The sequence below is a fragment of the Cupriavidus sp. MPR-AND1C genome, from assembly GCF_058809705.1.
On sequence record NZ_JBXASU010000020.1, the window covers coordinates 1 to 12,573 of the forward strand.

The 12,573-nt window shown below is 66.9% G+C and carries 12 protein-coding genes and 2 pseudogenes; 3 read left to right on the top strand and 11 right to left on the bottom strand.

All coding sequences use genetic code 11. From position 1 onward, the window contains the following. Nucleotides 1–260 precede the first annotated feature (260 nt). From AC1RWI_RS13520 to AC1RWI_RS13530, 3 genes and pseudogenes are all read left to right on the top strand, one after another. A pseudogene (locus tag AC1RWI_RS13520) lies at nt 261–773 on the top strand (multicopper oxidase domain-containing protein); the annotation flags it as partial. A gap of 29 nt (nt 774–802) precedes the next feature. After that, nucleotides 803–1,312 carry a cupredoxin domain-containing protein gene (locus AC1RWI_RS13525; RefSeq protein WP_492866928.1) on the top strand — a complete coding sequence of 170 codons (510 nt, stop codon included), beginning with the start codon at nt 803–805 and terminating at the stop codon, nt 1,310–1,312. A gap of 65 nt (nt 1,313–1,377) precedes the next feature. Next, nucleotides 1,378–1,737, top strand: coding sequence for a copper-binding protein (locus tag AC1RWI_RS13530; protein ID WP_043355654.1), 360 nt, complete (start codon nt 1,378–1,380; stop codon nt 1,735–1,737). 19 nt (nt 1,738–1,756) lie between these two features. On the opposite strand, the gene AC1RWI_RS13535 is transcribed toward AC1RWI_RS13530, so the two are convergent. The 11 genes and pseudogenes from AC1RWI_RS13535 to AC1RWI_RS13585 form a co-directional block, all read right to left on the bottom strand. Beyond that, on the bottom strand, nt 1,757–2,089 hold the full coding sequence (locus AC1RWI_RS13535) for an H-NS family nucleoid-associated regulatory protein (RefSeq protein WP_043355655.1): 333 nt from the start codon (nt 2,087–2,089) through the stop codon (nt 1,757–1,759). A 250-nt stretch (nt 2,090–2,339) separates the two neighbouring features. Next, entirely contained in the window at nt 2,340–2,738 is a 399-nt protein-coding gene (locus tag AC1RWI_RS13540; RefSeq protein ID WP_043355657.1) for a DUF350 domain-containing protein, read from the bottom strand. Nucleotides 2,739–2,798: 60 nt separating this feature from the next. Continuing rightward, nucleotides 2,799–3,542, bottom strand: a complete 744-nt coding sequence (locus tag AC1RWI_RS13545; protein ID WP_043355660.1) for a hypothetical protein — start codon at nt 3,540–3,542, stop codon at nt 2,799–2,801. 26 nt (nt 3,543–3,568) lie between these two features. Beyond that, nucleotides 3,569–4,741, bottom strand: coding sequence for a glutathionylspermidine synthase family protein (locus tag AC1RWI_RS13550; protein ID WP_043355661.1), 1,173 nt, complete (start codon nt 4,739–4,741; stop codon nt 3,569–3,571). Next, a complete protein-coding gene (locus AC1RWI_RS13555) occupies nt 4,738–6,147 on the bottom strand; it encodes a saccharopine dehydrogenase NADP-binding domain-containing protein (RefSeq protein WP_492866932.1) in 1,410 nt (469 codons plus the stop codon). The genes AC1RWI_RS13550 and AC1RWI_RS13555 overlap by 4 nt, the downstream gene beginning before the upstream one ends. Nucleotides 6,148–6,226: 79 nt before the next feature. Beyond that, complete coding sequence (locus tag AC1RWI_RS13560) at nt 6,227–7,189, bottom strand: phosphatidate cytidylyltransferase (protein ID WP_082055164.1); 963 nt, start codon at nt 7,187–7,189, stop codon at nt 6,227–6,229. A 6-nt stretch (nt 7,190–7,195) separates the two neighbouring features. Then, nucleotides 7,196–7,822 carry a lysophospholipid acyltransferase family protein gene (locus tag AC1RWI_RS13565; RefSeq protein ID WP_043358249.1) on the bottom strand — a complete coding sequence of 209 codons (627 nt, stop codon included), beginning with the start codon at nt 7,820–7,822 and terminating at the stop codon, nt 7,196–7,198. Nucleotides 7,823–7,828: 6 nt separating this feature from the next. Then, the gene (locus AC1RWI_RS13570; protein WP_492866935.1) at nt 7,829–8,299 is read right to left on the bottom strand and encodes a hypothetical protein; all 471 of its coding nucleotides are present in this window, start codon (nt 8,297–8,299) and stop codon (nt 7,829–7,831) included. Then, the gene (locus tag AC1RWI_RS13575; RefSeq protein WP_492867002.1) at nt 8,280–9,665 is read right to left on the bottom strand and encodes a phosphatase PAP2/dual specificity phosphatase family protein; all 1,386 of its coding nucleotides are present in this window, start codon (nt 9,663–9,665) and stop codon (nt 8,280–8,282) included. The genes AC1RWI_RS13570 and AC1RWI_RS13575 overlap by 20 nt, the downstream gene beginning before the upstream one ends. Before the next feature lie 59 nt (nt 9,666–9,724). Beyond that, nucleotides 9,725–11,495: pseudogene (locus AC1RWI_RS13580) on the bottom strand (bifunctional alpha/beta hydrolase/class I SAM-dependent methyltransferase). 6 nt (nt 11,496–11,501) lie between these two features. Next, complete coding sequence (locus AC1RWI_RS13585) at nt 11,502–12,167, bottom strand: CDP-alcohol phosphatidyltransferase family protein (protein WP_043355666.1); 666 nt, start codon at nt 12,165–12,167, stop codon at nt 11,502–11,504. Nucleotides 12,168–12,573: the final 406 nt, after the last annotated feature.

Sequence of the window (12,573 nt, forward strand, 5' to 3'; positions counted from 1 at the left end):
CCTCCGACCGCCCGCCCGCCGCACGCTGCTGACACCCGAGGTGCGTCCAGCGCACGCTCGCCCCCGGTTCGTCGTACCCCGCGCCGTCATTCGCGCACCCCACGAACACTGAGGCTGTCATGCATTTCGTCCGCATTCTTGCAGCAGCTTGCCTGGTGCTCGGCTCGACCGCGTCGTCGGCCCAGTCCAGCGCGCCAGCCGCCGATCCACTCGATCCGCGCGCATCCGTGCAGCCGCCGCCGGCATCGAACGTGCTGGCAGGCTACGTACCGCTCCAGGCGCAAGCCATCGCCCCGTGGCGCGAGTCCAACGCGCAGGTCACGCCGATGGCGGGCAAGGACGCGACGCTCGCCAATGCGCCAATGCAGATGCGCGCCATTGAATTCATCGCCGACAACCCTGGCGACTGGGCCTTCCACTGCCACAAGTCCCACCACACCATGAACGCGATGGGCCACCAGTTGCCGACCATGATCGGCGTCAAGCAAAAGGACCTGGCCAAGCGGATGAACGCGCTGGTGCCGGAGTACATGGCGATGGGCGAGGCAGGCATGGCGGACATCGGCGGCATGGAGATGCCGTTGCCGGACAACACCTTGCCGATGATGACAGGACAGGGGCCATTCGGGCCGATCGAGATGGGCGGCATGTTCACGGTGCTCAAGGTGCGCGCCGGCCTTGGCCGCAATGATTACCGCGACCCCGGCTGGTATCGCCATCCCAAAGGCACGGTTGCCTTCGAATACACCGGCACGCCGGGCGCCAGCCAATGACCACACCAGCCAGAAAAAGGAAAGACAACATGCGAAACAGGAAATCCCGCGCCGCTACCGCCTGGATGGCGGTGGCCAGTGCCGTTGCGCTCGCCCTCCCGTGCGCCGGCGCCTTCGCCGCCGGCAACCACGGCGGCCATCATGCCAGCGAGGCCACCAGCGCCGCCAGCGCTATTGGCGAGCCTGGCGACGCGGCCAGCGTGAGCCGCACCATCCAGGTGAACATGACCGACAACATGCGCTTCAGCCCGGCCGATATCCAGGTCAAGGCAGGCGAGACCGTGCGCTTCGTGGTGCGCAACGCTGGCAAGCTCCGGCATGAGATGGTGCTCGGCACCGAGGCCGACCTGAAGGCGCACTACGCCGAGATGCTGAAGATGCCCGAGATGGAACACACCGACCCGAACGCCGTCACGCTCGAAGCCAGCCAGCACGGCGAAATGGTGTGGCGCTTTACGCGCAGTGGCCGAGTGGACTTTGCCTGCCTGCAGCCCGGCCACTATGACGCCGGCATGCGCGGCAACGTCAGCGTGCGCTAAGCGATTTCGCGGCGCGGCGACGCCGCGCCCTGTATGCAATACCAGCCAACCAGGAAGGAATGCAAATGAACCCCAGCAAGAACCTGCTCGCGCTGCTGCCGCTGCTGGCAGCCTTCGCCACCTTGCAGGCCCAGGCCGCCACCGATGCCGGCAATGCGCTCGCCCCGGCCAGCGCGGCGCAAGCCGAGGCTGTGCCAATGACCGATGGAGAAATCCGCAAGGTAGATGCCGCGGCTGGCAAGCTGACCATCAAGCATGGCCCTATTGCCAACCTGGATATGGGCGCCATGACGATGATCTTCCGCGTGCAAGACCCAGCCCTGCTGGGTCAGGTCAAGGAAGGCGACCAGGTGAGGTTCAGCGTGATCCGGGCCAACGGCGCGCTGACGGTAACCACGCTGGTGGTGCAGCCGCCGGGGAAGTGAGAGGATTTTTATCCGACGTTCATCCAACCCGGAAGAAATCGACCGTCTGCCCCGCGTTGACTGCCCGCTGCAGCCACTCCGGACGCTCGCCGGTACCGTCCCAACTCTGGCCCATGGCGTTGCGGTAAAGCGCCCGGGCGGGCTTCTCCGCCTCGGGGGCTGCCGCCGGCGCAGCAGCCGGGGGCGTAACGGCCAGCGTAGCCCTTGGCACTGCCTGAGCCGGTGCCGGTGGAGCCGGGGGGGCAGCGAAACAGCCCGCTTCGAGTAAATCGTCGAGCGTGAGGCCGTGGCGATCCATCTGCTCACGGACCCACGTCGCCGCGGCTAGTTTGGCTTCATCAGACTCTGACATGACTTTCGTAATTGACCTTGCCGGCGGACGGATGGCCGGCAAAGCGGAGGAAGGGGGGGTATTCCAGCGGGTCAAGCCGCCTGTGAGGCAGGATTTTACAGGGTCTTGCGTCTTTGCTGGCGCGGACATTTCCTAAACGTTAATGCCAGTTGCCGCGCGGCCCCTGGCACTCCCTCAGCTCGCGCCAACGCACCGCAAGGTGCGCACTCCGTCTCTCGGCGCCCGCCCGCATGCCAAAGCAGCGGCGACACTAGGCCAGGCAGGCGGCATTGACGATGCCCGCCGCCAGCGATACCACCCCCATCAGCGCACCCATGCCGCGATTATCCGCGGTGATTTCCTCGCTGACGCCGCGCAGCGCCCGCGCCACCAGCACATAGGCCAGCACCTGCACCACGAACGCGCCGAAGCCCCACAGCACGAACATCGAGAAGGCGGCATTGTGTTGGATGCTGGCCGAGAGCGTCAGCGAAAAACCCAGCACGGCGCCGCCCAGCGACAAGGCCGCCGCCACATTGCCCCGGCGTATCAGTTCGAACTCGCGGTGCGGCGTGATTCGCGTGTATACGAGCAGAAACAGCCCCAGCATGGCGAAGCTGGAGAGAATGTAGATCAGGTAGGCGTAGACCGGCTGTAGGGGCATTGTCATGTGGATTCCTGGTTGGATTGGACCGGATTAGGAGCGAATCTGAAAGCATGGGATGCGGCCTTAGCCGCCGCCGGAGCGCCCAGACCCGCCAAAGCGGCTGGTAAAGCCGCCGCGCGAGGACACGGCAGGCGCCCGGCTGACAGCGGCCGCGCGCATCGACATGCCGCCGCCCGCGCCACGCCCGAGACTGCCGCGGCTCAGCGTGGCCTCCTCGACCATCGTCGCATGCGGCGTGCCCGGCGCCTGGCTCACGCGGGTCAGGTTGCCGTTGCTGTCATAGACGCCCATGGGCCGCGAGTTGCCGCTCGACATGTCGCGCCGGGTCCGCGTGCCGTCCGGGTGGTAGACGGTGCCGGACTCGGTGTAGTACGGCCCGTACCAGCGGGCCATGCTGCCGTGATACCCGCCGTAGTAGCCACCGCCATGGCCACCGCTGCTCGCGCTGGCGCTGCTGCCATCGTTGCCAGCCGTATCCGCCAGGCTGGAGGCGTAGATGTTGTCGACCGGCACGCCTTCGCAATCCTCGGGCGCATTCCAGTCGGCCACGCAATCGGCTTGCGAGGCATAGCTGGCGCGCCGCACGGTCACGGCTTCGTCGTCGCCATCGTCGCGGCATGAGCCGATCGCCGCCACGCCGGCCGCCAGCGCGCAAGCGCCGATCAGCCACAGCGCCGGCGAGCGGGACTTGCGCCGGAGCGCGGGCTGGCCGGACCATGCGGACTGGCTGGAGCCGCTTGCCCGCGGCTGGTAGGGGCTGCCGTACTTTGACGGCTGGCCGCCCTTCTTGCCCTTCTTCTTGGCCATTGCGCTGCGTTTCTCCTTTCTTCGGACTAGCCGTGCTGAAAATAATGCGGGACGAAGAAGCTGGTGTTCTTGGCGATCGGTCCCAGTTCCTCGCGCACGCACAGGCCACTGGGCACGTCGTCGACCAGCCATACGCCGAGCGTGGTGTAGCGATCATCGAAGCGCTGCGCGGGCGAGTAGGCCTGGTAGATAAAGCCTTCCTCACCGTACTCGCCGGGATTCTCGAAACGCCCCTGCGGGGTCACCAGCGCCACGCTCTCGCCTTCGCGCGACAGGAACGGCTTCCTGGCGTAAGAGCGCCCGGCAAAGGTGGCTTCGCGAAACGAGGCCTCCAGCAGATTCGGATGGCCGGGGAACAGGTCCCACAGGATCGGCAGGATGGCCTTGTTCGAGAGCACAGCCTTCCAGGGTGGCTCCACCCATCGCACCGCGCAGCCCGCCAGCTCCGTGCGATAGTCGGAAGTGGCCATCCATTCCCACGGGTAGAGCTTGAAGACCAGCTCCATCGGCTGGTCGTCGCCGTCGTAGAAGCCGCCGCGCCCATCGGAGCCAACCTGCTCCAGGTCGGTGAGCTTGACCGACCACCCGGCCTGCAGCGCCGTGTCCATCAGGTACTCGACATTGCAGACATCCTCCTGGCTGTCGAACATGCAGGCGAAATGCAGGACCCTGGCGTCGCGATAGTGGCGGCGCAGCCATTGCCAGCGCGACACCAGCGCTTCATGCAGGCTATTGAACTGGTCGGCATCCGGGCGCACCGCCGCCTTCCAGAACCATTGCGCCAGGCTCGATTCGATCAGCGAGGTGGGCGTATCGGCGTTGAACTCGTACATCTTCGGCACGCCAAGCGCATCCATGGTCATGTCGAAGCGGCCGAACAGCGTTGGCTCGTCGCGATCCCAGGAGGCACGGATCAGCTCGGCAAAATCCGGGGCAATGGCGAGCCGCGCAAACAGGTCGTGGTCAATCACGTGCTGCACGGCTTCCAGGCAGCGCTGGTTCAGATCGAGCGCTGCGGCATACAGCGCCTCGATCTCCTGCGCCTCGAACTCGTAGGCGACGTCTTCGCGCCAGTAGAAGAACGTGTTGCGATCCACCTGGCGCGGCAGGTTTTGCTCGTCGAGCGAGTGGAAGTGAAAACCGATGCGCTCAAGCTGCTGCGGCCAGTCGGCACGCGGGGTCTGGGCAATGCGTTTCATGGCAGGGCGATCTCCGCGGCGCTCAGCGTTGGCGCTGGCGCGGATGCGGTAATGAGGAATTCGTCGAAGGCCAGCGAGCGACGGCCCGGCCTGGGCGTCCAGTCGGTGAAGCGCGTGACGAGAGGCGCCCACCAGCCGGCTGCGTGCTCCAGCACCACATGGTGATCCATGGCATCGGACTCGGTCACGCCGCGCGCCGGATTGGCCTGCGCCCATCGCATCGCGGCGACGATGCTGGAGGCCACCTGCAGGCTGGTGGCGGAGTTGTGCGGCGCCAGCGCGCGTGCCCGGTGGATGTCGAGCTGCGAGCCGTGCCACACCGCGCCATGGCGCCCGCTCATCAGCAGCACGCCAAGCTCATCCACGCCATCGACGATCTCGTCCTTGAGGATGCGGTGGCTGGCAATGCGGCTGGCGTCGCGCTCGCCCAGCCACTGCATCGATGCCATCGTGGCGCGGGTGGGGCGGTAGGCGTAGTAGGCCGTGGGCCGGTAATGCGGCTCGCCGGGCGTGGCACAGCTGAAATACTCGGCAATCGAGATCGATTCGTTGTGCGTGATCAGGTAAGCATCGAACGGACCGTGCAGCGCGGACCAGGAGCGCACACGGGTGCGGTGCCCGGGCCGGTCCAGCACGATCGCCGCATCGCTGCCATAGCCATGGCGCCGGCCACCGGCAGGCAGCGCGGGCTCGTTGCTGCCCCAGCCCAGTTCGGCGTCCTGCAGGCATTCCGTGATGAAGCCGTCGGCCGACCAGGTATTGGCGAATTCGCCGTGCGCCGGATAGCCCGGAGCGCACTGGCTGTCGTGCTCCGCCACCTGGATCACGCGCACGTCGAGCCGGCGCGCGAGCCTGGCCCAGCCAGCCTGGTCCTGCGGTGGGGTGTCTGGCGCGCCGGCGTGCCGCGCGAGTTTCAGCAAGGCGGCCTTGGCCAGTAGCGAGACCAGCCCGGGATTGGCGCCATGGGCAACCAACGCGGTGGACATCCGCTCGCGGCCGCGGGCAAATGCCAGCATCTCGCTGCGCAGGGCGTAGTTGCTCAGATGGGATGAAGGTGCGCCGTCCTCGTAATCCCATGGCTCGATACCGCTATCCAGGTAGAGCGCATGGTGTGCCTGCGCCAGCGCGATCAGGTCGCGGCTGCACACGGCGGGCGCCAGGTTGAGCAGGCAGGTTTGCGCCCCCAGCAACGGACTCAGCACCCGCGCAAAGTTATCCGGCGCCACCGTGGCATGCAGCGGCGTGGCACGGTATTGCCGGGCCAGCGCCAGGCGGTGGGCGTCCATGGCCCGGTCGACAACCGTAACCGCCGCTTCCGGGTGAGCCTGCGCCAGCAAGGGCAGGATGGCCTGGCCGATGCAGCCAAAACCGACAATGACGATATGCTCGATGCGCTTGCTAGACATGATGACAACGTGCCGGGCCAACACGCGGGCCGGACCGGCAAAAATCAAGGAAAAATGACGACGGAGGCGATGGACCCGCTCAGGGCACCCACCAGTACCGCGTGATGTGAAAGAAGATCGGCGCGGCGAACACCACCGAATCCAGCCGGTCCAGCATGCCGCCGTGGCCCTGGATCATCTGGCCCCAATCCTTGATGTTGCGGTCGCGCTTGATCGCCGACATCACCAGCCCGCCCAGGAAGCCCATCAAGGCGATCACCAGCGCGATCAGCCCTGCCTTCCAGGGCGAGCCGTACGGCGTGATCCACCAAAGCGAGGCGCCCAGCGCGGTGGCGCTGCCCACGCCGCCGACAAAGCCTTCCACGGTCTTGGACGGCGACAGCAGCGGCGCGATCTTGGTCTTGCCTAGCAGCTTGCCCCACACGTACTGCAGCACGTCGCTGCCCTGCACCACGATCACCAGGAATGCGATCAGCAGCAGGTTGCGATCCTCGAAGCCCGGAATCGGCAAGGTCAGCAACGCCGGCACATGCGACACGCAGAACACGCAGATCATCACCGCCCACTGCACCCCCGCGCAACGCTCGAGAAAGCGCGTGGTCTGCGCGGACAGCGCAGAAAGTATGGGCAGGATCAGGAAAGCGTAGACCGGGATCAAGATGGAAAACAGCCCATACCAGCCGGTGTACACCAGCACGTATTGCAACGGCAGGAAGACGAAGAAGGCAGCGACGATGGCGCGATGGTCCCCCCGCCGCGTGGTGGTGATGGTGATGAACTCGCGCAAGGCGAAGAACGACAGCAGGTAGAACAACACGATGATGGCGGTGCGCCCCATCGCGAACGCTACCCCCAGCACGCCGATCATCCACCACCATGCCGATACGCGCGCGGCAAGGTTGTCGATGACCGCGTGCGGGCCGCCCCGGGCCACGCGCCAGCGCAGCAGCGCGGTCACCGTGGAAGCCAGCACGAGTACGCCCAGCACGCCGCCAAACAGCAGCCAGGTCTCATGCATCATGGTCAGGTGAGGAAAGGTCATGGGTTCTTAGTCCAGCGCGGGCGCCAGCGTCAGCAGGCCGTCCCGGCAGCGCGCCAGGAAGTCATCCTTGGCTTCTTCCGCGCCCAGGGTCAGCGGCTTGCCGAACGTCACGGTGCACAGCAGCGGCACCGGCACGATCTCGCCCTTGGGCATCACGCGGTTGAGGTTGTCGATCCACACGGGCACGAACTCGATCCCTGTGCAAACCTTCGCCAGGTGGTAGATGCCGCTCTTGAAGGGCAGGAGCCGCTCGTCGGTGGTATTGCGCGTGCCCTCGGGAAACAGGATCAGCGAATCGCCTTTGCGCACCGCCTGCTGCATCAGGGCCACGGGATCGCTGCCCGGCTCGCTGCGGGTGCGATCGATCAGCAGCGCGTTGAATACATCCTTGCCGATAAAGCGGCGCAACGCCGACTTGTTCCAGTAATCCGCGCCGGCCACGGGCCGCGTGAGCGAGCGCAGCTCCGGCGGCAGGCAGCCCCAGATCAGCACGAAGTCGCCATGACTGCTGTGGTTGGCAAAATAGATACGCTGCGCCGCGGCGGGCAGGCAGCCGTTCCAGCGCGCCTGCATGCCGGTCAGCAAGCGTGCGAACAGGATGATGGCGCGCGCCACCAGTCTGGAAATCCACATCATGTGTTATCTCAGCAGCAGTAGCAGCAAGGCCACCAGCAATTGCAGGGCGGCGAGTCCCGCGGCCCAGTGGAGAAAGCGCAAAGCGCCGCGAACGCGCTGCACCAGGGAACGCCCGCCGGCCTCGGGACCCGCCCATCCGACCAGCATCAGCGCCTGGTCCAGCGAGGCCAGGGTCGAGACTGGATCGGCGATACGCAAGGCCTCGGCAAGCGCCGCAAACAAGCAGCGGTCGATCGTCACGCGGATCAGCAGCCACAGCTGGACCGCGCCGAGCAGCGCCGCCACGATGCCAAGCACCAGATAGACCTGCCCCGCCGGCGACAAGGTACCGGCCAGCAGCAGGTTGATGAGTGCCAGCACCAACCCGGCCCAGAGCACGCGGCACGCGCCATCGAGGCCACCCACCGCGGCCTGCGCCATCCAGTGCCCGGCAGCGGCATCCAGGCGATGGTCGTCATGCATCGGAACGGACATGGCCTGCTCCCCCGGAAGACTGTGTGGCCGCCTGCCGGCGGCGGATGAATTGCGACAGCGCCGCCACGCTATCCGGGCCCAGCACCACGGCCGGACGCCCCTTGCGCAGCAGGGCCAGCGCCTGCCCGGCATCGCGCGCGCCGGCGTGGCCGGCGAGCCAGGCGGCGGCCACCAGCGCGCTGCGCGAATAACCAAGCGCACAGCATACAAGCACCTTGCGGCCATCGCGATGCCAGGCTTCAAGCACGGCCACCGCTTCGTCCAGCTGCGCTGGCGCGGGCACGGTCAGGTCCAGCACCGGCACGCAGCGGTACCAGGCGGCATCCGCCAGCCGCGGCAGCTCGGCGGTCAGGTCGAGCACGGCATCGGCCCCGAGGCGGCGCAGTTCGGCACCGCCGGGAAAGCGGCCGACCCAGAGGCCGGGCACGATCTGGCTGGCGCCGGGCTGGCGGCGCGTCCACCAGCGTGAGTTGGCCAGCGCGCCCAGCAGGTAGGGCGCCAGCACCCAGCGCGCGGCCATCGGCATGGTGCCGTCATGGCGCTTCTGGAACATGGCCGGAACGCCCTGCCGGTAGATCGCCGAGACGCAAGCCAGCGACAGGGCCAGCCAGCCCAGCAGCAAGGTGGCCAGGGCCGAGGCCGGCAACAATGCCAGCGCTACCGCCCCGGCGGCCAGTGCGCCCATGGCGTAGCGCCCGGCCAGTTGCCGCGTGCGCATGCGGGTGGCGGGCTCTGCATTGCCCTGCCCCATCCCGAAGGGAAACTGGAAAACGCAGAACCAGCCCACCAGCCAGCCGGTGGGCACGTCGATGACATGGTGCTGGTAAGTGGTCAGCACCGACACGCCGATCAGCGCGAACCAGCCGTGCAGCAGCCAGCGCCAGGCGCCGCGCGCATGCATGGCATAGGCCACCCACAGGATCACCAGCAGGCTGATGTGCAATGACGGCGCCTGGTTGAACGGCTTGTCGAAGCCGCCCAGCAGCGTGAAGAGGTGGCCGGGCACGCCGTCGGCCAGCGGGCGATCGAAGGCGAAACGCAGTGGAAAGGCAATGAAGCAGGCAACCGAGATCAGTTGCGCAGCCAGCAAGCGCTTGGCATGGACGAGCAGATCGGCGCGCGTGCGCCAAAGGAAAAAGGACAGGCCGTAGAGCAGGTCGATCGACCAGTACGGCACGATGCTCCAGGGCACAAAGGGAATGTGCCGCTCCCACTCAAAGTAGAAGAACGGGACCTCGGCACGCTGGCTCGCCAGCCAGTTGGCCAGCCCATAGGACGAGAAAAACAAGGCGCCCATGCCGGCAAGCAGGACCAGGGCAAGGCCCCAGGGGCGAGCCTCGGCAGCGCCCGGCTCCCCTGCGGCCATGTCCGCGGCCTCGTCTTCGGCCCCGTCTTCGGCCCCGTCTCCGGCCGGCTGGCGCAGCATCACGCGACCCTGCGCGCCAGGCTGACCGTGAAGATGCCCCACGGGTCGATGCGCTGCGCGATCTTCTCGAAGCCGGCTTGCCGGACCAGTTCATCCATCTCCGCTTGCGAGCGGCGCCGCATCACCCAGGCCGAGCCTGCGCGATGACTGGTGAGCGCGCGCGCGATGAACTCGAGCTGCGGGTGCCAGGGCTGCCCGGTATAGACCAGGTAGCCGCCCGGCGTCACCGCCCGCGACAGGCCGCCAAGCGAACGAGACACCATGCCGTTGTCGCCGAACAGCTCATACAGGCCCGAGACGATGGCCAGCGTGGGGGCCGGATCGAGCGCAGCGAGATCGTCGCCATCGAAGGCGTCGCCCTTCTCGAAGCGGGCAATGTCGGACAGGCCCTTGCTGCGGATCAGCGCGCGGCCCTGTTGCACGTTGATATCGCTGTAGTCGCGCAGCAGGATACTCTGCACCTGTTGCGCGGCCGCTCCGTTGATGCCCTTGGCTGCCAGCGCCTCCAGCACGTAGCGGCCATGGCCCGCGGCGATATCGACGATGCGCACCGGCACGCCGGCGGCGCGCAGGCTGCCGATGGCAACGCCAAGCAGCTCCTCGATGTTCACCTTGCGCTGGCGGATGCCCCGCCAGCCGATCGCGTCCAGGTAGTTGCGGTCGACCATCGGGCCGACGCCAAACCGCCCCTGCGCCTTGTTGCAGTAGACGTAGTCGAGCGTGGAGCCAGAATCGAAACCGGTCTTGTGCCCGAGCCGCACCCCGTCGGACAGCAGGCCGCCGAACTTCAGGCCGGCGCGCGTGAGTCCCCAGTAAATGCCTGCCGGGCTGGCCGGGGACAGCGGCTGCGCCAGCCGGTCGGACTCATCCTTGAAGGCGCCGCCGCGATCGGCGTTCAGCAAGGAGACCGGCACCGATGGCGTGTCGAACTCGCGCGCGATAAAGCGCCGCGCCGCCGCCACGGCCTGCGCGCGGTCGCGCTCGCCCAAGGTATCGTGGTAGAAGCCGTCCAGCACGATGCGCTCCTTGACGCTGGAGCCCAGCCGCTCATAGAACGCATCCTGCGGGCCGCGATGCACCACCCAGTCCGCGCCGGAGATCAGCAACTGCGTGGGCACGGTGATGGCGGCCGCATCGGCCACGATGCGGTCAGCCGTCTCGTAGAGATCCAGCAGGATATTGACGGCAATCGGGCGCGTGATCAGCGGATCCTGCTGGTAACTGGCGATACGCTCGGGATCGTGCGTGAGGAACCTGGCCTTGACGTAGCTGTTGACGAAGAACTTGCCCCGCAGCTTGTGCATGAGCTTGAGGCCCGGCCGCGCCAGCGGCACATAGAGCTTGACCTTGAACGCCGGCGAAGCCAGCACAAGGGCGCGGATCCGCGGCGCGTAGTCGTGCACCCACGTTGACGCCAGGACAGCACCAACGCTCTGCGCGACCACGGCAATGCGCTCTACCGGGATGCCGTGCTCGGTGGCGATGTGGTCGATGAACGTCTGGATATCGCGCACCGACGTGGCCAGGCTGGGGCTATAGCCGCGCTCGCCCGGCGAACGGCCATGGCCGCGCGCGTCCCAGGCGAAGAAGGCGTGGCCGGGCAAGCCCAGTTCGTCCACCAGGTGGGCGATGCGGCCCGAATGCTCGTGCCCGCGGTGAAACAGCACAACGGCGCCCTGCGGCGCCTGGCCTGTGGCGATAGAACAGCCGCTGGCCATCGTGGGTTTCGAATTGTGACTCAACAGCGGTACGGCCGGCTTGACTATCCACGTAGCATCACTCCACGGGTTGGGAAGACGATTTGGTGTGCGGGGCTGCCTGGGCACGGGCCTGGCGTGCCTGCTCGCCCTCGGCCACGCCGCGGCGCACCCGGTTGGCGATGGTCAGCAACGACAGCAGCGACAACATCACCCACAGCCAGTGAGCGGCATGCGCCAGGCTCAGCCCGAGGCCGGCCCATAAGCCCAGCGCGCCCAGCACCAGGGCCCGGTCGCTCTTGCCCAGGGGGCCGTCGTAGCGGCGGCTGGCACCGGCCAGCGGCCCGATCAGGCCAGCGCACTCGACGATGACGGCCAGCAGCGCAAACACCATGATCTCGCCGGCACCAAACGGCGCAACAAGGGCGAACGGCAGGATCAGCGCAATATCGGAGACGATGTCCCCAAGTTCGTTGAGATACGCGCCCAGCACGCTTTGCTGCCCGTGCTCGCGGGCCAGCATGCCGTCGATGGCGTTGAGCGCCATGCGCGCGAACAGCCAGAGCGGCATCAGCAGGAAGACGCCCGGCAGCCAGGCCAGCGCGGCCACCAGCGCCCCCACCACCAGTGACCCGCCAGCCGCCGCCAGCGTGACCTGGTTAGCGGTGACGCCGCGCGCAGCGAGGCGCTTCACCAATGGCCGCAGAAGGGCCTGGAACTTCGGTTTGATCTGGTACAGCGTCATGTTTCACGACCTTTTCAGGCCTTATGTCATTTTCGGTCGTCATTTTCGGCCATGGCATCCGCGCCCGCGGCCACCGGCCATGCCGGACCCGTTGTCCAGCCTCCCCGCAGCCGCCTTTGACGGCTGGATAGTGTGCTGCACGCCCGACAATCGGGCAAGCATAGCTTGATTGCGCGTTTTCGCCAATCATTAAGAATTTATGAGATTTTTGGCACATTTTCGACACAGTTTGGGCGTGCCTGGCCGAATTGCCCGCCAGGATTGGCGGGTAACGCCAGTTGGCAAAAGTTGGGGTGCTGCGGGAGGAAATTGCGCGAACTTCGAAGGCGTTGGAACTTGTGGAAATCACGCGGCAGCGGACCAGGAATGCCGCCGAGGCAACGTCCGCTGCATGACAGCATTGTCA